We start from the raw sequence: 21,439 nt of genomic DNA on the forward strand, positions 1-21,439 counted from the left end.
AAATGATTAATGTATTCTGCAGTAAAAGAGGCTCAGGAAAGACCAAGGAGTTAATTAATTTGGCCAATGAAAAGGCAATGATAGGGAGGGGGCATGTTGTATATATAGACGATGATAAAGGACCTATGTGTCAATTGAACAGAGAAATTAGGTTTATAGTAACAAGTGATTTTAAATTGAGAAAAATGGAAAGTTTTTACGGTTTTTTGTGTGGCATACTTTCAAAAGATTATGATATTGATACAATTTTTGTGGATGGATTACTCAATATTATAGATGAAAATCTTGAAAATGTGTCGCATTTGTTTTATAATATTGAAAAATTGGCCGAGGAATATAATGTAGATTTTTATATAAGTGTAAATGAAGATGAAGGAAAAATGCCTCAGTTTATAATGAAGTATGTGGCAGCATAATTGATGCTGGCATAGTTGGTTATGTTATTAATTAGAAAATAATGGTGATTTTATATATTTAAGACTGGAAACCTTTCCAGTCTTAAAATTTTACTTAGTAGGAGATTCTGGTAAAGCCGATTATAGTTGATAAAAAGAAGGTTTAAATATATACTATAACGTATAACAACTTTGCTGGTTATTTGAAAGGTAGGGATACAAGTTGGATAACGTTTATGACATATTATTAGAACGTGGTTACATAAAGCAAATTACTCATGAAGATGAAGTGAGAGAATTATTGAGAAAAGAAAAGATAACATTTTATATAGGATTCGATCCTACAGCAGACAGTTTGCATATAGGACATTTTCTTCAGATGATGGTCATGTCCTATATGCAAAAAGCAGGACATAGACCTATAGCTTTGCTTGGAGGCGGTACTGCAATGATTGGTGATCCCACAGGAAAAACCGATATGAGAAAAATGTTATCAAAAGAGCAAATACAGCACAATGCTGAGTGCTTTAAAAAACAGTTCTCCAGGTTCATAAATTTTGAAGATGAAAAAGCTATAATGGTAAACAATGCTGATTGGCTTATGAATTTAAATTATGTTGATTTTTTGAGAGAAATAGGAGTGCATTTTTCTGTGAATAAAATGCTTACAGCAGAGTGCTTTAAGCAAAGGATGGAAAAAGGATTAACTTTTCTTGAGTTCAATTATATGTTAATGCAGGGATATGACTTTTTAGAATTAAACAGAAAATACGGATGTACCCTTCAACTTGGAGGAGACGACCAATGGGCCAATATAATAGCAGGGGTAAATCTAATTAGGAAAAAAGAGAGAAAATCTGCTTTTGGAATGACTTTTACTCTTTTAACTAAAAGTGATGGCAAAAAGATGGGAAAAACTGAAGGAGGAGCCATATGGCTGGATAAGGAAAAAACATCCCCTTATGATTTTTATCAGTACTGGAGAAATATAGATGATGCAGATGTAAGAAAATGTCTTTTGCTTTTAACTTTTCTGCCTATGGATGAGGTAAGTAGGTTATCCTCCCTTCCAGGGGAAAAAATAAATGAGGCTAAAAAAGTACTTGCCTATGAGGTTACTAAAATTATACATGGTGAGGAAGAGGCCAAAATAGCTAAAGAAGCCGCAGAAGCCTTGTTTTCCGGAGGAGAAAACCTAAATAATGTACCAACCATGGAATTAAATAAAAGCAGCTTAGGTTGCTCCGTAATTGAGTTATTGGCTGATATGCATATATTACCGTCAAAAAGTGAGGCAAGAAGGCTTATAAAGCAGAATGGGCTTACTATAAATGGTGAAAAGATAACGGATTCAGAACTAAAAGTTACAGAGAATTATTTTAAAAATGGAGAATTGCTTGTAAGAAGAGGTAAGAAAAATTATACAAGAATTGTACTTAAATAAGTAAAGGTAATTTTAAAGTTGAGTTTAGCTTATGTACCTATCTCCTCCTTTAGGGGCATGTAAGCACTTTATGTGTTTTTCCCCTAAGGTATAATGTGGGTTAGGTGCTAAAGACACTAATAATACTGTTAATAAGATTCAGGTGGAGAAAAAATATTTTTTATATCAAACTCCATTTGAACCTTAGAACAGTTAATGAAATGTTTTTATAAATTATGTGATTGTTCAGGTTAAATATGATATTTCCACATTATTATGGCATCTTCTTTGTTATCACCGTAATATGCCTTTCTTATACCAGATTCTATAAAGCCATGCTTTTTGTAAAGTTTTTGGGCCGTTATATTGGATTTTCTGACTTCTAGGGTCATACTGTTTATAGATTCAATCTTACAGATTTCTATTAGGGATTCAAGGAGAAGATTTCCCGCACCTATTCTCCTGTATTTAGGGTGAACAGCTATGGTGGTTATATGAGCTTCATCCAGTATGAGCCACATACCTGCATAGCCCACAATTGTCTCAGAACTTTTAGCTATAACATATCTGGCAAGGGTATTGCCTTCAATTTCTCTTTTAAAAGATTCCCGGCTCCAGGGTACAGGAAAACATAGAGTATCTATCAAGAGAATTGTGTCGATATGTTCTGTTTTTAAAGAGGATATTTCTATGTCATTCATTTCTACAAGACTCCAATTTCTTTTCATATTCCCTTTCAGCTTGTGACTTTCTCAAGTAGAAAGGTGCAAAATTATATATGTTATCTTCTATACCCGAGTTTAGCATATTTAGACCCAGTTCACCAAGTGAGGAAGCTTTTACTACATTTAGACTTACAGGTGCAAAGCTTGGATTTTTTACCTTTGATAGGAGTATTTCCTTAAACTTTGGAACAGCATCTCCTATAAAGCATACAGGCTGGGAATACTCGTTTACAAGTTCAATTAAATCATTGATGGATATAGCCATATAATCAGTTAGAATATCCAATTTATTATCCACAAATCTATAAAGTGCAGTATATACATTTTCTCTCAATGCATCTAATATGGGACATATAATTCCCGGAGTATAGCATAAGTTGTATGCAAGAGCATCCAGAGAAGAGACTCCCACAAAAGGTTTACCAGTACCCTGGCTTAGTCCTTTAATAACAGCGGCTCCAATTCTGAGACCGGTAAAGGAACCGGGCCCTTTAGAAACTACAAAACCGTCAAGAGAATTAATATTTATGTTTGAGTTCTTTAAAAGTATGTCTATTGTAGGCATAAGAATGGTTGAATGTTGTTTTTTAGAATTTAGAGTGATTTCCCCTATCAATTTATAATCATCTAATAGGGCACAAGTTGCTGATTCAGTGGAAGAATCTAAGCTTAATATTTTCATTTTTTATTTTAACTCCTTTATATAATCATATCTTTTACCATAATACTCTAAGATTATTTTTCTCCCATTAAGATTTTGACCGGGTAATTTATGTATATATATATATATATGTTCATCAGGTATTAGTTCATGAATATAGTTAGCCCATTCTATAATACTTACAGCGTTACTATAAATATACTCGTCAAATCCTAAAGAGAGGAGTTCTTCTATATCATTAACTCTATATACATCAAAATGATAGAGTTTTAGCCTGCCTTCATATTCATTTACTATTGTAAAAGTAGGACTTGTTATAGGTTCTTTTATATGAAGTCCTTTTGCTATTCCTTTGGTAAAATAAGTCTTTCCTGTACCTAAATCACCATCAAGACAAATTACATCACCGGGATTTAATAGGTTTCCTAATTTTTCACCCAGTTTCACAGTGTCTTCAACACTGTTTAAAGTAAATTCCACATTAATTCACCTCGAAATATTTTCTGTAAAACACATTATTACACTATATTTTTATGGGTATTGGAAGCTGTAGTGTATTCCTTTGGAGAATTTAAAGAATATATTGTTTCCTTTAAATATCCAAAAGCAACGGCACATATAAAACCGCCGGATACCATCTCATCCATTATATTAAATACATTATCAATATGCAATCCCTTGCGGTAAGGTCTATCTTCTGTAAGTGCCTGGTATATATCACATACTGCCATAATTCGGGATTCTTCAGAGAGAGTATTTGCTTTTAATCCCCGCGGATATCCTTGACCATTTAATTTTTCATGATGATTGGATGCCCATTCACTTATATCAGGTATATCCTCTATTTTATCTAAAATAATTTTAGTATAGTAGGCATGGGATTTTATTATACCAAATTCCTGTGAAGTCAAAGAACCATTTTTATCAAGTATATTGAGGGGAATGGCTAATTTTCCGATGTCATGCAATAATCCTGCCACTTTCATTTTATAGCATTTTTCCTCTGTATATCCCCGAAAATTTGAAACTGTATAAGCTAGATTTGCTATACCTTTAGAGTGAATTGCAGTAAATTTACTTTTATTATCTATTATATTTGCAAATATCTCGGATATTTGTTCAAATTCTTTTATATCCATAAATATATTCAATTCAGGCCGAATTTTATCTAGTATAAATTCAGCAAAAGAGATATTTTCAATATTGAGCCAGAAAATATCTTTAGAAGCATTTTTTAAAAAAGCAGTTACAATTTTTTCAGAGAAAATTTTATTGCAGTTGAGTTTAACCCACTTTATAATTCTATCTCTTTGTTTAAAGTTTGGTATATTTTCATCATATAATACTTCTATTAAATCAGCTATTCTTATTACTTGACTTTCTATAGGAATATTATTTTTTTCTAAATTCATAGCACCGCTGCCGTCAAAATTTTCATGATGATATAATATTATATTTGATAAATCACAAAAATAGGGAAAGGATTTAGTTATATTAGTACCAGTTTCACAATGACTTTTTATAAATGAATTGGCAGAATGACTCTTAGAGAGACAAGCTGTAGCACCTATATCATGTAATAAAGCCGATATATAGATTTGTTTTTTACTATTTTCATTTAAGTCTAGTTGGTTGGAAATCTCCAGTGCTATATAGGTAGTTCGTAGTGAGTGATGCATAAATGCATGGTCTGAATAATTTACATTAGTTATATCCTCAATTACATCATTATGACTACAATTGTTGTATCTGGAACTTGTCTGAGCTAAGTCCAGAGCTATTGACATAGCTCTTATAGTTTTATCCATACTAATTTTCATGGCTAAACCTCCCTTTAATATTGGGTGTGTATCTTAAAAGAAAAATTTATTAGTTATTTCAAAAACGCCTTGTATTTATACTTTATACCTAATTTTAACACAATAAAATAAACTGATAAACTATTATATTTTAAGTATATGTAAAAATATAATAAATCAGTGTTTGCATTGTTAAATTACATTATGTAAAATATATGTGTTATCAATTAATATGTAATAAATGTGAGCATAATGTGATAAATATATATTATTTTACATATGGAGGTGGAAGGATTGAAGAAAATATTAACTTTAGTTATACTTTCTTTTATAATATTTTTTACTGCCTGTGGATATAACAAAGAACAAAAAGATTCAACTTATACTAGTAAATTGGAAGCAAGAAAGGATGTCCAATTAAATATAGAAACTACAGATAAACTTCTATACAATATGATAAAATCCATAGCAGAGGATAGACATATAGTAGAATATATGTTTAACAATAGGCAAAGTGAAATAAGCTTTAAATTTACAGAAGATAGTGTGAACAATGTATCCACAAAAGATTTGTTTTTTTATGTGGGAGCAGGATTTGAGCCATGGATAGACACTTTTGTGGATAAATTAGATAAAAGTAAAGTTGGTGTTATAAATGTTTCAAGGGGGGTAGGACTATTATCCTATAATAAAATAGTAAAGTATAATGACAGCATATTAAGGGATAATCCCTACTATTTTACTAATATAGATAATTATGTAACAGTTCTTATGAATATAAGAAATGCAGTTCAGGATAAGGATCCAAAAAATAGAGACTTCTATGAAAAAAATTTTTCACAAACTTTAAAAGTATTGGAGACTTACAAAGAAAAACTGAAATCAGTGGATAATCAATTAAGTAATTATGAGTTTATCATAGTTGAAGATGAGTTGAATTATTTTGTGAAATATAATAATTTGAAAATGGTAGATGTAGGATTGGGAGAAAATAATATAATTACATTAAATTCATCTCAGCGTGAAAATTTACAACAGAAATCAAATAGAGGTAATTTAATAGTTCTTTATAGTGATGATTCTGTTGTTAAAAATAATGAAGTGTTATTAAAAAAATATAATATACCTGCTGTAAAGCTTGAAATTTATAACGGGGATTTTAGCTATGAAGAAACTCTGGATCATAATATAAGTCAACTGGAGAGCATATATAAACCTCAATAAACTTAAAGATAAAGTATAACAAGTTCTATTTAATGTAGTAGAAGTGCTTAAATTGAAAAATTTTACTCTGGCAGGTCACTCCACAGGAGGAGCTATAGCTGTCAGGTATATGGCAAGGCATAATGAATATGGAGTGTCAAAGCTTGCTCTTTTTGCAGCTGCGGTGTCCAGTCTTATTAGGAGGCTGTATTTCCCACATGGCTTAACCAAGCAAACTGTAGAAGAAATAATTAAAGGGACATATAATGATCTGCCTAAAATGCTGAGAGGATTTGGGAATATATTTTTTTCAAGTATATTACAGAGCCTTTTTCAGACTGTTTTTTCAACTGGGGCTTCAGGCAACGGGATGGGCAACGGCCAAGGTGGCAGAGACTTGGCTAGGTGAGGAAGGATTATTTTCCGATATGAAAAAAATAACTGTTCCTACCTTGATTCTTCATGGTATTCACGATAAGGTTTGTTTATTTCCTCTGGCAGAAGCACAACAAAAGGGTATTAAAAATTCCATACTTATACCTTCTGAGTCTTATATTAATGCCTATGTATATTCTTTTTAATACCTTTATTTGAAATAAATATAACTAGATATATTAAAATAAGTATGCCTATCTTAAAAATATCATAATCTAATTTAAAAATATATATCATTAATAAATATAAAATTATCAACAATATAGTACTAAAAGTTAGTATAAATTTAATTTTTTTATAGTATTCTTGGCTTAGTTGATTTGATTTTAGTAAAGTTAGATTACTTTTACCCATTGTTAAATTCACAAAAAAATTGTCGTAGTTTTGTTTCAAAAAACAATAAAGACCTATTAAGTAAACTAGTATAATTGCCGTTGCAAAAATAATAAATAATAAGCCATACTATATATCTTCCTTTATAGAAAAATTTGTAGTTATATCAATTGTAGTAAATTAAATGTGTTGATTATGTGTTTTTAGTGTAAAAGAACATTAAATAATTAATATTCTGCATAATTTTTTAAAATCCTTCATAGTGTATTAAATTAATAAAAATTCATATTTGGCTTTTCCAATTGTATTTATGCTACTTCCTTTGACAGTGGTGTTGCAGTTGTATACAAGGGTAATAATTATTTTATGTTTTTTTATTTTGCTATGATTATTAATCATATTTAGAACTGTTTGTCAAGTGCCAATTTAGTTGAATTAGTCAACTGTATCAGTCATTTGTTTTTTTTGTATGAAATGCTATAATTTTTATATGGTTTTGAATATGTGTAATGTACAGGCAAAAGGGAGGTTTGAATTATTTATGAAAAAACAAAATTCATTACAATTTAAAGGGATCCTTATAATATCCTTCATTTTTATAGTATTGATAAGTGTGGTTACAAGTATATGTTATATTACTTCAAAAAAATTAATGCTATCCTCTTTACAAAATTCGGGGGAACAAACAGTTACTATTCATGCAAAAGATTTATCTTCATGGTTAAACTCCAGATTATCTCAAGTAAAAGTAATTGCAAATACTGAAGTAGTATCCAGTATGGATTATGCTGAGATCCTTCCTTATTTTCAGCGTGAGCAAAAAAACTATGATGGAATTTTTAATAGTTTGGGAATAGGTGATACTGAAGGAAAGTTGATTTTACAAAATAATGTAGTACTTGATATAAGTTCTGAAAGTACATTTTCCAAAGTTATGCAGGGTAAAGATATTATAGCAAATCCATTTCAAGACAAGCAAAATCCTTCTGATTGGATAATATCAATGGAATGTCCTGTAAGAAGTTTGGAAAATGGCCAAGTCGTGGGTCTTGTAAGTGGTGCATGTCTTGTTTCTACGGTATTTAAGGAAACTACAAGTTTTCATTTAGGAAAAACAGATAAGGTATATATACTTAATAAAGATGGTACTGTGTTATTCCATCCTGATAATAAATTAATTAACAATAGTAATTTTTTAAAAAGTTCTAATAGGGAATATTCCAGTTTAATTAAGCAAGCTATTTCTAAAGATGATTTTTCTGGAAAGTTTAAAGATGGTAATGAAACAAAAATGATTTTTTCATCCAAAGTAGAAGGAACTGATTGGCATTTATTTTTAGAAGTTCCCACTGGAGAATATATGGAAAGCATAAATTTATTGCTGTACTCATCAGTAGCCTGCACAATTTTCGCAATAATTTTATTAATCATAATATTAATTATTTTAATGAGGTATTTTTTCAACAGACTTTTAAAGGTTTCTATGATTGCTGAAAAAGTAGCAGAGGGAAATTTAATTAACTATTTGCCGGAAACATCAGACGAATTAGGCCAGTTTAATGTTACATTTAATAAAATGATAAAAAATTTGAAAGAAATTATATTAAAAGTAAGAAGTGTTTCTGGTGTGGTTTCAAAGTCCTCCAAGGATTATAGAGAAGTTAGCTTTAAAGTGGTTGATGCCGGTAAAAATATTCAGGAAAGTATTATGAATTTAGTGGAGGGAGCTAAAATAAATGCAGATGAAATTTTAAATATTACCGAATTTATAAGTGATATGGAAAAACAATCAAATGAACTAGCGGAAATAAGTACGACTATTGATAATATGATATCGGATACAAGAGATAGTACATTGAAAGGCTCAAAAAATATAAATTCTGCAGTGGATTTATTAAATACTATGAAAGAAAGTATAGTACTTTCCGGTAAATCTATAACAAAACTATCTGAAAAATCCAAGAATATTAAAAGTATAATTTCTGTAATAGCCTCAATATCTGAACAAACAAACTTATTAGCTCTAAATGCAAGTATTGAAGCTGCACGAGCTGGGGAACAGGGTAAAGGTTTTTCAGTAGTTGCAGAAGAAATAAGAAAATTAGCTGAACAGTCCTCTAGTTCTACTGAAGAAATTTCAAAAGAAATATTACAAATACAAGAGCAAGTACAAGAAGCTGTAACAACTATGAAAGAAAGCATAAAATATATGGAATCAGGTGCGGATTCAGTAGAAGATACTTCAAATATATTTATGCAAATAGAGAATGAAATAGAAAGAATCAAAGAATTTAGTTCGAAGGTATCTGTAATTTCAAAAAATTTATTAGGTGAAAACAAAAATCTTTATAAAACCATTTCAAATACATCTGAAATAAGTGAAGAAGCTGCCGCTAGTACCATATCCGTTGAAGAAGCAGTGAATGAACAAAGGGAAATGTTTTTAAAACTTGAAAGTATATCAGAGGAATTAGAAGAACTCTCGGCAACATTATTTAGTGAGATTTCCAAGTTTAAAATATAATAGTAGTATAACAACCGATATGTTATTGAATTCATTAAGCTATCTATAATAAAATATGTATGGGTTATGGCCAATTTATGACCTGATATGTGCAAACTTGGATTATATTGTATTTTCTGATACTTCCTTTTCAATATTAATTGAAATCAACCAGTTGTTTCATATAAAAATTTTGTTAAGAATACTTTTATAACTTATATTTTAATGTTATACTAACATTTATATTAAAAATATAGTAGGTATATATGTATTGGTTATTATTTAAAAAGATGGCATATTAAATATAATAGTAATGACAAAATACAAAGAGTATGGTTTTCTGATTTAAACTTGTCTCTGTACATTAAATTTTCTATGCCACTTTATCAAATTAGCATAAAACAGTTATGTAAACTGTTTTATATATTTATATTTAATTATTCGAGATATATTAAAATTATTTAAGTAGGAGGTATAGAAATGTCTCAATATCTAAAAAATAATGATGTTTTAAGTACTGTAAACAGGGGGAATCCTGCAGAATCAGGTCTTTGTACCTTGTGTAGAGCGGACTGCCAGGGGAAATGTGAAACATGGATGTCAAGCATGAAGGGGAGAAAGTTACTATATCCAAGAGATTTTGGTACAGTTACCGCTGGAAGTTCAAATATAAACCATGTGGGTGTGTGCTATAATAATCTAAGAATACAGGGGTATAATTATGGTGCAAAGGGTATGTCATCTAATTTAACAAATGATGCTGACGATTGTATTTTCCCTAATGTAAACGTTGAAGTCCAGTTTGGAAAAATTATTAAGACAAAATCCAAGTTGCCGATAATGACAGGAGCTTTAGGTTCAACATTTATTGCACAAAAATATTGGGAGTCTTTTGCAGTTGGAGCAGCTTTAGTTGGTTTTCCTATAGTTGTTGGTGAAAATGTTGTTGGTATAGATAAAGATGCTGTTATTGAAAAAGGCAGAATCATAAAGGCACCTGAATTGGATAAAAGAATAAATCAATATTTGAGTCATTATGACGGCTATGGTGCTATAATTATCCAGATGAATGTAGAAGATACAAGAAATGGTGTAGCAGAATATGTAATTAATAAATATGGTGATGATGTAATTATAGAATTAAAATGGGGACAAGGTGCTAAAAATATAGGTGGAGAAATACAGGTGGATTCATTAGATTATGCTGTTTTTCTAAAAAACAGAGGGTATATTGTAGATCCGGATCCAACAGAGGAAGGAGTACAAGAAGCTTATAAAGCTGGTGCAATTAAAGCTTTTGCAAGACATAGTAGATTAGGATACACAAATTTAAATTCTGTTTCAGATGTAAAAGAAGATTTTATGAAATCCATCCAATATTTGAGGAATTTAGGATATAAGAGAATTACTTTAAAGACGGGTTCTTATGGAATGGAAGCATTAGCTATGGCTATTAAATATGCTACTGAAGCTAAACTTGATTTATTAACTATAGATGGCTCTGGTGGCGGAACAGGTATGAGTCCTTGGAATATGATGGAATCTTGGGGAGTGCCTTCAATATTTCTACATTCTAAAGCTTATGAGTATGCAAAAATATTAAAGGATAAAGGATATGATGTTGTTGATATGGCATTTGCAGGGGGACTTGCAAGAGAAGATCATATATTTAAGGCGTTAGCTCTGGGTGCACCATTTACAAAACTTGTTTGTATGGGAAGGGCATTGATGATTCCTGCATTTTTGGGAGCTAATATTGAAGGTGTATTATATCCTGAGAGAAAAGAGTTGAGAAATGGAAACTGGAATGTACTTCCAAAACATATTGTTGATGAATTTGGTTCTTCTCCAGAAGAAATATTTGCCGGATACTTTAATGTAAAAGAAAAAGTTGGGGCAGATTATATGAAGAACATACCATTGGGTGCAATAGCAGTTTGGACTTTTGCAGATAAGCTAAAAGCAGGGCTTCAACAGTTAATGGCGGGAGCTAGAAAATTTAATATTTCTGAAATATCAAGAAATGACATATTTGCTGCAAATAGAGAAACAGAATTAGAAACAGGAATTGAGTTTATGACTGATGTGGGTGATGATGCGGCAAAGAAAATATTAAGTGAATAATTACCCTCCTAATTAAAATAAATATCCGTGCCAAAGAGAAGAAATATCTTAAGGCACGGTGAAATCTAAATTAATTTTAGTTTTTATAAAAGATTCTCATTTTTTTAAAGAACGTTAATCTAGTAGTTTGTATTATAATCCCTGTAAAAATAAGAACACATCCTATTAACAGCTGAAAACTTAAAATTTCATTTAAAAGTATTACAGCAAATATTCCTATAATATATCTTTTATTTACAATTGTTAAGCAGTAAGAATTCAAGGCTTTTTTACAGTTGTTTAAGTTCCAGTGAGAAATGAAATTCTAAAGATAACAGCATCAGGATAAAAAACATATTAAAAGTACATATTAATAAAATGGATATTATTATGTTGAAAGGAGTACTTTTATGGGGAGATGTTTTGTAAAGAATTCAACAGGTGTTTTAAAAAAAGTATTACTTTGCCCCCCTGATTATATGGAGCTTTATTCTATCAATGTTATATCGGAAAGATGGATTAGGGAGGGAAAAGGAATTGATATAGGTCGTTGTATTAAGGAACATGAGGAATTAACTCAGGCATATAGAGAAAATAATGTAGAGGTGGTTCTTATGGAGCCAGAGGTAAAATTAGGTAATGAAGCATTTTCCAGAGATTTTGGGGCTTGTATTAGGGAAGGATATATTTTGGGAAATTTCAAGGAACCAATTAGAAAAGCTGAAAGGGAAGCATATAAAGATAAAATGGCAGAGCTTAATATACCTTGTGTGGCAGAAGTTTCAAAAGGTTTTTTTGAAGGAGGAGACTTTTGGTTTCTTGATGACAATACACTGGCTGTAGGTATTATTGCCAGAACTGATGAAATTGCTGTGGGGGAAATTGAAGGGCAGATAAAAAGCTTTGGTTATAATATAATCTCTGTGAATTGCCCGGAAGAGAATTTACATTTGGATATGTGTTTTAATGTTGTAGCAGAAAAGCTGGCAGTAATATGCAGAGAAGCTCTGCCTGAGAGTTTTATTCAAATTTTGAAACAAAGAGGATTTTCTCTAATTAATATTTCACAGGAAGATGTATTCAAACACTATGGTAATCTCCAGTCTTTAGGCAATGGAAAAGTTATATCGCTTAAATCCAATAAAAAGGTGAATGAACAATTAAAATCCTATGGAATTAATGTAATAGATTTGGATATAAGTGAAATACTTAAAAGCGGAGGAGGCCCCCATTGTATGACCTTTCCGCTTCTTAGAGTGTAATACACGACTGGACTGAAAATTACCAGTCAATATGCCAGTATGTTTTACATAACAATTTATATTGCTGGCATATCTGACTTATTATTAAATTAAAAGTAACTGCAAATTAGTTTTTAAAGCTGTGAACAGGGGCTGGAATTCTTCCGCCTCTTTCCACAAAGGCTTCACTGGAGAATTTACTTATAGGCATTATAGGGGCTTTACCTAAAAGTCCCCCAAAATTAGCTTCTTCTCCGATTTTTTTACCATATACGGGGATTATTCTTACTGCAGTGGTTTTATTGTTTATCATTCCGATGGCAGCCTCATCTGCAATTATAGCAGATAGAGTAGATTCAGGGGTATCACCAGGTATTCCTATCATATCCAGTCCTACAGAGCATACACAGGTCATAGCTTCTAATTTTTCCAGATTTAAGGAACCTATATTTACTGCGTTTATCATTCCCTCATCCTCACTTACAGGTATAAATGCACCGCTTAATCCTCCTACTTGGGAAGCTGCCATTATACCTCCCTTTTTTACGGCATCATTTAAAAGTGCCAAAGCTGCAGTAGTTCCGGGACAACCGCAACTTTCAAGTCCCATTTCTTCCAGTACTCTAGCCACACTGTCTCCTACAGCAGGAGTAGGTGCCAGGGATAAGTCTACTATACCAAAGGGAACTTTAAGTCTTTTTGAAGCTTCTGCAGCCACTAACTGTCCCATTCTTGTTATTTTAAAGGCAGTCTTTTTTATTGTTTCTGCTACCACATTGAAATTTTCTCCTTTTATTTCTTCTAGAGCACATTTTACAACACCAGGACCGCTTACGCCTACATTGATTATGCAGTCGGCCTCTCCCACTCCATGAAAGGCTCCTGCCATGAAAGGATTATCCTCCACAGCATTTGCAAATACTACTAGTTTAGCACAGCCTATACTGTCATTTTCCCTTGTAAGATAGGCAGTTTGTTTTATTATACGGCCCATATCCTTTACGGCATCCATATTTATTCCAGCTTTTGTGGTAGCTACATTTACAGAAGAACATACTTTTTCAGTAACAGAAAGAGCTTCTGGAAGGGAGTCAATTAATATTTTGTCGCCTTTGGAGTAGCCTTTATGTACAAGACATGAAAAACCTCCAATAAAGTCAATTCCCAGGGTTTCAGTGGCCTTATCCAAAATTTTCGCATATTCTATATAATCTGTATCGGAGCTTGCCTGTGCAATAAGGGAAATAGGAGTTACAGATATTCTTTTATTTATTATGGGAATACCATATTCCATTTCTATTTCTTGGGCAGTTTTAACTAGATTTTCAGCATAGGTGGTTATTTTATCATATATTTTTGTACGTGCTTTTTTACCATCACTATCTATACAATCTAGTAGGGATATTCCCATGGTTATAGTTCTTATATCTAAATTTTCTCTATGGATCATGTTAATTGTTTCTAATATATTTTTGGTATTAATCATTTTAGTTTATTCAACTCCTCAGTTTAAATTTCATGCATGGAAGTAAATATATCTTCTCGCTGGATTTTAATAACCACATCAATTTTTCTTGCTTTATCCTCTAAGATTGCTTTTAAATTACTAAAAGTTATATTCATTTGTGATAAATCTACAAACATTACCATGGTGAAGTAATCTTTTATAAGAGTTTGATTTATGTCTAAGATATTTATATTATTTTCATATAAAACAGAAGTTACATTATAGATAATACCTGTTTTATCCTCACCAATTACAGTTATAAATGCTTTCATTAGTTTACATCTCCTTTATAATTATTTTGCTATTAATAATTTACCCAGAAAAAACAAAATGAGACTAAAAATAAAATTAGTCTCTGGAAAACAGATTTCAAGTATTTAGCTACAAAAATAGACAAAAACTTAAAATATGAAATCCTCTGTCCTTTTTACCTGAGAGTTTCACCAAAATTTTGGCTTTCCCCTTCGGTGCCCTTAAAGGGTCTCTCCAGAGGCTCGTCCAATAACGGTTTACAAAATTATCCCATTACCTTCATCCATTCTTGTTAAATTGATAAAATGATTATAACATGTTTAAAGATTCAATTCAAATTAATTATAAATTGACAGAATCTTGACAAAAAGACAAGTTATATGTTAAAATGAAGTAGTTGATAGTTACAACTTTAAATTATATTTAAAGTTGTTAGTCAAGGAGGTTTCGGACAACTCTAATTGGATAGGGAGAATGTTATGGCACAAATAGAAGTAAAAAATGTATATAAGATTTTTGGGAAAAATCCTAAAAAGGTAATGTTACTTTTAGAAAAAGGAATGACAAAAAGTGAAATACATAATAAGACGGGTAATGCGGTAGGAGTAAATAATGTTAGTTTTCAAGTAAATAAAGGTGAATTCTTTGTAATTATGGGGCTATCAGGAAGTGGCAAGTCCACTTTAATAAGATGTTTAAACAGACTGATAGATGCAACAAGTGGCATAATATTAATTGATGGAGAGGATATATTAAAATGCAGTGAAGATAAACTTCGTGAAATCAGGCGAAAAAAAATAGCTATGGTATTTCAAAATTTTGCTCTTTTTCCCCACAGAACTATATGTAGTAATGTAGAATATGGATTGGAAATACAGGGAATTGACTTAAAGGTAAGAAAAGAAAAGGCATATAAGGCTCTAGAATTGGTGGGCTTGAAAGGATATGAGGAAAGTATGCCTGATGAATTAAGTGGAGGCATGAAACAGAGAGTTGGACTTGCTAGAGCTTTGGCAACAGATGCAGGCATATTGTTAATGGATGAAGCATTTAGTGCATTAGATCCATTGATACGCAAAGAAATGCAAGAAGAGATGCTTCAGTTGCAATCAAAAATGCATAAGACTGTAATATTTATAACTCATGATTTGGATGAAGCACTGAGATTAGGTGATAGAATTGCCATAATGAAGGATGGAAGTATAGAACAAATTGGTACATCAGAAGATATATTGACCCATCCTGCCAGCAAGTACGTAAAAAAGTTTGTACAGGATGTGGATAGGACAAAGATAATCACTGCATCGGCTATAATGGAAAAATCCAAGGCAATTATTCTTTCTAAAGACGGACCTAAATCAGCAGCAAGACTCATGAAAGACGAGGGTATATCTAGTATTTATATAACAGATAAGTATAGAAAATTAAAGGGAATAGTGAGGATAGACGATACCATAGAACTGGTAGAGAAGGGAGTTTCTAATATAGAAAGTATACTCATAACTGAAATCCCTACAACATCACTGGATACATCCATATCGGACTTGTTGTCTGTTGCAAAAGATGCAATATATCCAATAGCTGTGGTAGACGAAGATAACACCCTGTTGGGAATTATAAAAAGGTCTACTATTATAGCTGGAATAGCTAGAGAGGAGGACTAATTTGTTTACATTTCATGTAGGACCATTTTTTGAATTTATTGTTAACTGGCTGACGTATAATGTGGAACCGTTTTTTCATATAATAAAGTTAATTAACAGTACACTTATAGATGGATTGGAAAATATACTTTTATCTGTTCCGAGTATAATTATTATAATATTATTTTCTTTGTTGGCATTGAAATTATCAGGCAAGAAAGTAGCTATATTTACTGCCATTGGATTATTATTTATAGACTGCATAGAATTATGGCCTCAGACAATGGAAACACTGGCATTAGTTATTGTTTCAACATTAATATCTTTAATAATTGGTATACCACTCGGAATACTGGCATCAAGGAGTGAAGGTTTTAATAGAGTGATAAGGCCAATATTGGATTTCATGCAGACAATGCCGGCTTTTGTATATTTGATACCGGCGGTTTTATTTTTTGGAATGGGAAAAGTACCAGGGGCAATTTCAACTGTAATATTTTCTATGCCACCTGCAGTAAGACTTACCAATTTAGGAATTAGACAAGTACCTGATGATGTTATAGAAGCAGCTAGGTCTTTTGGATCTACTAAGAGTCAGATGCTTTATAAAGTGCAAATACCCATAGCGTTACCTACAATATTAGCGGGGGTAAATCAAACAATAATGCTTTCTCTTTCTATGGTTGTTATTTCAGCTATGATAGGGGCAGGCGGACTTGGAAGAGAAGTTTACAATGGTATAACTCAAATGGAAATAGGCAGTGGCTTTGAAAGTGGTATTGCTGTTGTAATTTTGGCTATGATATTGGATAGAATAACTCAATCATTAGGTCATAAAAATAAATAAATTATTTGGGGAGGTATAACAGATAATGAATAGGAAAGTGAAGAAACTTATTGCATTAGCTTTTTCAATTATATTAGCTATAGGTGTATTATCTGGTTGTAGCAGTACTACAGGTAGTGGTAACAATGATAAGAAATCAAAAGGAACAGTTAAATTAGTATATGTAAATTGGGCTGAAGGAATTGCTATGACAAACCTGGTAAGTGCCATATTGCAGGATAAGATGGGGTATAAAGTGGATATGAAACAAGGGGATGTAGGAATGGTATTTACTTCTTTGTCTAGTGGCGATATGGATGTATTTTTAGATGGATGGCTTCCAGTTACCCATAAGGATTATATGGACAAGTATCAAGGCAAATTGGAAAAGTTAGGTGTTAATTTTGAAAATGCCAAAATTGGATTAGTTGTTCCAAGTTATATGAATATAAGTAGCATTGAAGAATTAAATGGCATTAAAGATGAATTAGGCGGAAAAATAGTGGGAATAGATGCAGGTGCAGGTATAATGAAAGCCACTAACAAAGCTATTAAAGAATATAACTTAAACTATGAACTTCTTGAAGGAAGTGGGGCTACTATGACTGCTATGCTTAAAAAGGCAGAAGATAAAAAAGAACCTATTGTAGTTACAGGGTGGAAACCTCACTGGAAATTTGCTACATGGGATCTTAAATTTCTTGATGATCCTAAAAAGGTGTTTGGTGAAGCAGAAAATATTTATACCATAACCAGAACTGGATTTGAGAAGGATATGCCAGAAGTTACACAATTTTTAAAGAATTTTAAAATGAATGATCAGCAGTTAGGAAGCTTAATGGGAGATATTAAGGATAATACCGGTAAAAAACCTATAGATGTTGCAAGAGAATGGATAAAAAATAATGAAGAACTGGTTAATAGCTGGGTACCAAAAAATAAGTAGAAAAATGTAGAGTTTTACTTATTTTCAGCTGTATTTTATTTGAAGTACTAATACCAATTTAACACTTGAATAATAAAGATATAGATTAAAAAGGAGTTTGCAAAATATTTGTGTAAGCTCTTTTTTGATTTCAAATATCTTTTATATTCAATTAATTTCTTTCACCCAGTATAGAAATTGCAAATCTATAGTGTATACTAGATGTTGACAAGGGAGTGATATATATGGAGAATTTGTCTGGAAAAGTAGCAGTGATTACGGGAGCATCAAGAGGCATAGGCAGAAGTATTGCAGTAAATTTAGCTAGATGTGGTGCTTCAGTGGCAATAAATTATATTGAAAATGAAAAAGAGGCCTATAAGACTTTAGATATGGTAAGAAATGAAGGTTCTAATGGAATAGTAATACAGGGAGATGTGAGTTTATATGACAGCTCAAAAAAAATAATAGAAAATACTTTAAATCGTATGGGAAAGATAGATATATTGATAAATAATGCAGGTATATCCAAAGTGGGCCTTTTTATAGATATGAAAGAGAATGACTGGGATAAGATAATAGATATTAATTTTAAGGGAGTACTTAATTGTACCCATTGTGTATTAGAACATATGATTTCAAGAAAATCAGGTTCCATAGTAAACATATCTTCTATGTGGGGAAAGGTGGGGGCATCTTGTGAATCTATTTATTCTGCATCTAAGGGAGCTGTGAATCTTTTTACAAAATCTATGGCTAAGGAAATGGGACCTTCTAATATAAGAATAAATGCTGTGGCTCCCGGGGTTATAGATACAGAAATGAATTCATGGCTTCAAGAAGAAGAAAGGAAAGAGTTAATGGAGGATATACCTATAGGCAGAATTGGGAAAAGTGATGATATAGGAAAAATTGTATGTTTTCTGGCAGGAGATTCTTCACAGTATATAACAGGACAGATAATAACTGTAGATGGCGGCATGATTTAAAATATGAAATTAGAATTTGATAAAGTAATATTTATATTAAACGATAAATAAAATGAGTTATAGGGATTAATTTAAAAATTTAAAGGTTATAGGATGAAAAAATTATGTATAAGATTATAATGCTTGATGATACGGCTTATGTAAGATATAGGGTAAAGGATATCTTGGAAAATATGGATATGGAACTGTGTGAGGCAGGAACTTCTTTTGATTTTTTTAATAAATTATATGACATCAGGAAAGAATTGAATTTAATAATATTGGAAGTAGGTCTTAGCGGTGAAGACGGTTTTAGTGTGCTTAGGAAGATAAAAGGTAGGGCTTTAAACATACCTGTAATGATACTTACAAAATTAAATGATAGGAATTCTTTTATAAAATGTATAAAAGAAGGTACCTCGGATTATATATTAAAACCTTTTAATAATAAAATGTTAATTGACAGAATATCTAAGCTTGTAATCTGCCATGAAAATTCAAATAAATCAGAGGAGATAATATATTTAAACTTTCAACAGTATATTGTTAGACAGATTATTAAATGTAAAGCGGAAAGTAAGAAATTTTCAATTATTATGGTAAGTCTTATAAAAGAAAATTTTACAGAATTAGATGAAAAAATAGATGTAAGAGATAGTTATCTTATTTTAATAGATTTTCTTTACAGTAAGTTAAAAGTTATTTTTAAAACATCAGAGTTATTTGAGAAATATGGATTGTCAACTTTTATAGGGGTACTTCCTGATTGTGATGAAGAAAAGGTTATCTCAATTATAAACAATATGAAATTAATTTATACAAAGTTGAAATTAGTGGATAAAAGGTACAGTGAATATGCCCTTCAGTTTAGTTTTGTAGTATATCCGCAGGATGGTGACGATAAACAACAGTTACTAGACAAACTGACTGTTAAAATGAAGTTAGAAATGCTTAGGAATTAAATTAAAAAAGAATTCCTTCAATCAATGGAGGAGATTCTTTTTCAATAAAATAACATTATATCTTTATATAGTCTGAATGAACATATCCAACGGTGGAACCCCATTGTATCTTATACCATCGACCTTCAGTGCCTAAAATGGTAACGTTGGTTCCATTTTGCAGTGTAGTAAGAATACGGCCTGTCCAAGGGTTATTTCTTAAATTTAACACTGAAGAACTATTACTTAAAGTTACAGTACCGGTTTTCCCTGTTTCACTGCTGGTTGATGATTGGTTTGAAGAAGTATTTGCAACTGCTACACTAGATTCAGGTGCAGTTTGTGAAGTACTTATATAATTTGAATATACATATCCTGTAGTACCATTTACGGATACTTTATACCAGCCGTTATTAGATTCTAGAATAGTTACAGCGGTTCCATTAGGAAGGGATGATATTATGTTGCCCTGTGGTGCACTTCTCAAGTTTAATGTAGAAGAGGCAGTGCTTAATTTTACATATCCTGAACCTGTGGAAGTATTACTTTCTGAATTCTGTGAAGATGAACTGGAAGAAAGCTGTTGAACTGCATTATTGGTAGAACTTGTACCTGAACTTATATAATTTGAACTAACATATCCATAAGATGAATTTAATCTAATTTTATACCAATCACCAACAGTTCCAACTATTTGAACTGTTTCGCCTTTTTTCAGGTAACCTAATACTGAGAAAGAAGTGCCTGCACCATTTCTTATATTTAAAACTGAACTGCTATTTGATATATTTACTACTCCAGTTTCATAAGTACCATCACTTACAGGTTGGTAAGTATCTTCTGTAGAAGAACTACTGATTTCATTGGAACTGGAAGCAGAAGATGTCTGGGCACCTTCACCTACGTATATATATCCCTTAAGATATAGATTCCCTCTGTTTTTTATAGCTTCTTTTGAAATAGTTTTTACATTCCCGTCATAACTTCCGCGTACGCTAAAGTTACCTTCGTTAAAATATATAGTATCTTCATCTACTGCTTCTACAAAGCCTACATGTCCATAACCTACCGAGCCGCCGCCCCATACAATTACAGAATTTGCTTTTGGCTCTGCACCATAGGAATATACATTATCTTTGGCATTAGCATACCACCAATCTACTGCGTTACCATAAAATTCTGAAGGAAGTGCAATTCCCAATTTTTCAAGAACACGCCCATAGGTAAACCAGGTGCATTGACCTGTGTATCCGCACTTTGCAAATATATTTCCAGCTGCAGTATAGGCACTGCTTTGTATATTTGGCAAATCTCCTGAAGCATGTACGGTATTTGCTATATTTTTACTGCTCATAATGGCTGTTGAAATAAAAAAAGCAAATACTAATTTTTTAGATCTATTCATTCTTATGTACCCCCTGAAAACATAATATAAATTTAAATAATAAATAAACAGACTCTTTTAACTAATTATCGTAGATTAATGAATAATATTTAATAGAATATTTAATATAATTATACTATTTTTTTCACATTATTTCATCTTATAGTTAAAA

18 protein-coding genes, 1 pseudogene and 1 riboswitch are annotated in these 21,439 nt (G+C 31.4%); of the genes and pseudogenes, 12 read left to right on the forward strand and 7 right to left on the reverse strand.

Features of this window, described 5'->3' with window-relative positions; translation table 11 throughout:
• Window positions 1–2 precede the first annotated feature (2 nt).
• Together V7Q02_RS02490 and tyrS are read left to right on the forward strand one after the other, a co-directional pair.
• Window positions 3–416 carry a hypothetical protein gene (locus V7Q02_RS02490; protein ID WP_333859383.1) on the forward strand — a complete coding sequence of 138 codons (414 nt, stop codon included), beginning with the start codon at window positions 3–5 and terminating at the stop codon, window positions 414–416.
• Window positions 417–618: 202 nt separating this feature from the next.
• Window positions 619–1,839, forward strand: a complete 1,221-nt coding sequence (gene tyrS, locus V7Q02_RS02495; RefSeq protein WP_333859384.1) for a tyrosine--tRNA ligase — start codon at window positions 619–621, stop codon at window positions 1,837–1,839.
• Window positions 1,840–2,069: 230 nt separating this feature from the next.
• Here the strand turns inward: tyrS and rimI are convergent, their stop codons facing one another.
• The 4 genes from rimI to V7Q02_RS02515 are packed head-to-tail and all read right to left on the reverse strand — an operon-like array spanning window position 2,070 to window position 5,024.
• A complete protein-coding gene (rimI, locus tag V7Q02_RS02500) occupies window positions 2,070–2,519 on the reverse strand; it encodes a ribosomal protein S18-alanine N-acetyltransferase (protein ID WP_333859451.1) in 450 nt (149 codons plus the stop codon).
• Entirely contained in the window at window positions 2,512–3,225 is a 714-nt protein-coding gene (tsaB, locus tag V7Q02_RS02505) for a tRNA (adenosine(37)-N6)-threonylcarbamoyltransferase complex dimerization subunit type 1 TsaB (RefSeq protein ID WP_333859385.1), read from the reverse strand. The genes rimI and tsaB overlap by 8 nt, the downstream gene beginning before the upstream one ends.
• Window positions 3,226–3,228: 3 nt before the next feature.
• A complete protein-coding gene (gene tsaE / locus V7Q02_RS02510) occupies window positions 3,229–3,684 on the reverse strand; it encodes a tRNA (adenosine(37)-N6)-threonylcarbamoyltransferase complex ATPase subunit type 1 TsaE (protein ID WP_333859386.1) in 456 nt (151 codons plus the stop codon).
• Window positions 3,685–3,722: 38 nt separating this feature from the next.
• Window positions 3,723–5,024, reverse strand: a complete 1,302-nt coding sequence (locus tag V7Q02_RS02515) for an HD-GYP domain-containing protein (RefSeq protein ID WP_333859387.1) — start codon at window positions 5,022–5,024, stop codon at window positions 3,723–3,725.
• A 264-nt stretch (window positions 5,025–5,288) separates the two neighbouring features.
• Between V7Q02_RS02515 and V7Q02_RS02520 the strand changes: the two genes are divergently transcribed.
• The 5 genes and pseudogenes from V7Q02_RS02520 to V7Q02_RS02540 all read left to right on the forward strand — a co-directional run bounded on the left by V7Q02_RS02520 (window position 5,289) and on the right by V7Q02_RS02540 (window position 12,842).
• Window positions 5,289–6,227: a metal ABC transporter substrate-binding protein gene (locus V7Q02_RS02520; RefSeq protein ID WP_333859452.1), complete on the forward strand. Its 939-nt coding sequence runs from the start codon at window positions 5,289–5,291 to the stop codon at window positions 6,225–6,227.
• A gap of 34 nt (window positions 6,228–6,261) precedes the next feature.
• Window positions 6,262–6,754 (forward strand): annotated as a pseudogene (locus V7Q02_RS02525) (alpha/beta fold hydrolase); the annotation flags it as partial.
• 761 nt (window positions 6,755–7,515) lie between these two features.
• Window positions 7,516–9,498, forward strand: a complete 1,983-nt coding sequence (locus V7Q02_RS02530; protein ID WP_333859388.1) for a methyl-accepting chemotaxis protein — start codon at window positions 7,516–7,518, stop codon at window positions 9,496–9,498.
• A gap of 459 nt (window positions 9,499–9,957) precedes the next feature.
• Window positions 9,958–11,601: a glutamate synthase-related protein gene (locus V7Q02_RS02535; protein WP_333859389.1), complete on the forward strand. Its 1,644-nt coding sequence runs from the start codon at window positions 9,958–9,960 to the stop codon at window positions 11,599–11,601.
• A 389-nt stretch (window positions 11,602–11,990) separates the two neighbouring features.
• The gene (locus V7Q02_RS02540; protein ID WP_333859390.1) at window positions 11,991–12,842 is read left to right on the forward strand and encodes a dimethylarginine dimethylaminohydrolase family protein; all 852 of its coding nucleotides are present in this window, start codon (window positions 11,991–11,993) and stop codon (window positions 12,840–12,842) included.
• A gap of 106 nt (window positions 12,843–12,948) precedes the next feature.
• Here the strand turns inward: V7Q02_RS02540 and V7Q02_RS02545 are convergent, their stop codons facing one another.
• Together V7Q02_RS02545 and V7Q02_RS02550 are read right to left on the reverse strand one after the other, a co-directional pair.
• Window positions 12,949–14,307: a PFL family protein gene (locus tag V7Q02_RS02545; protein ID WP_333859391.1), complete on the reverse strand. Its 1,359-nt coding sequence runs from the start codon at window positions 14,305–14,307 to the stop codon at window positions 12,949–12,951.
• Window positions 14,308–14,330: 23 nt separating this feature from the next.
• Window positions 14,331–14,600 (reverse strand): ACT domain-containing protein, encoded by a 270-nt coding sequence (locus V7Q02_RS02550; protein WP_333859392.1) that lies wholly within the window; start codon window positions 14,598–14,600, stop codon window positions 14,331–14,333.
• Window positions 14,601–14,736: 136 nt separating this feature from the next.
• A riboswitch (glycine riboswitch) is annotated at window positions 14,737–14,828 on the reverse strand.
• Window positions 14,829–15,059: 231 nt separating this feature from the next.
• Here V7Q02_RS02550 and V7Q02_RS02555 point away from each other — a divergent pair.
• The 5 genes from V7Q02_RS02555 (at window position 15,060) to V7Q02_RS02575 (ending at window position 19,904) form a co-directional block, all read left to right on the forward strand.
• On the forward strand, window positions 15,060–16,244 hold the full coding sequence (locus V7Q02_RS02555; RefSeq protein ID WP_333859393.1) for a quaternary amine ABC transporter ATP-binding protein: 1,185 nt from the start codon (window positions 15,060–15,062) through the stop codon (window positions 16,242–16,244).
• Window position 16,245: 1 nt separating this feature from the next.
• Entirely contained in the window at window positions 16,246–17,070 is an 825-nt protein-coding gene (locus V7Q02_RS02560; RefSeq protein ID WP_333859394.1) for an ABC transporter permease, read from the forward strand.
• Between the two features lie 25 nt (window positions 17,071–17,095).
• Window positions 17,096–17,995, forward strand: a complete 900-nt coding sequence (locus V7Q02_RS02565) for a glycine betaine ABC transporter substrate-binding protein (protein ID WP_333859395.1) — start codon at window positions 17,096–17,098, stop codon at window positions 17,993–17,995.
• Window positions 17,996–18,219: 224 nt separating this feature from the next.
• Window positions 18,220–18,963, forward strand: coding sequence for an elongation factor P 5-aminopentanone reductase (ymfI, locus tag V7Q02_RS02570; protein WP_333859396.1), 744 nt, complete (start codon window positions 18,220–18,222; stop codon window positions 18,961–18,963).
• Window positions 18,964–19,067: 104 nt separating this feature from the next.
• Entirely contained in the window at window positions 19,068–19,904 is an 837-nt protein-coding gene (locus V7Q02_RS02575) for a response regulator transcription factor (RefSeq protein WP_333859397.1), read from the forward strand.
• 55 nt (window positions 19,905–19,959) lie between these two features.
• On the opposite strand, the gene V7Q02_RS02580 is transcribed toward V7Q02_RS02575, so the two are convergent.
• On the reverse strand, window positions 19,960–21,288 hold the full coding sequence (locus tag V7Q02_RS02580; RefSeq protein WP_333859398.1) for an SH3 domain-containing protein: 1,329 nt from the start codon (window positions 21,286–21,288) through the stop codon (window positions 19,960–19,962).
• Between the last annotated feature and the right edge of the window lie 151 nt (window positions 21,289–21,439).

It is taken from the genome of Clostridium sp. (assembly GCF_036781005.1).
Taxonomy (GTDB): Bacteria; Bacillota; Clostridia; order Clostridiales; family Clostridiaceae; genus Clostridium_B.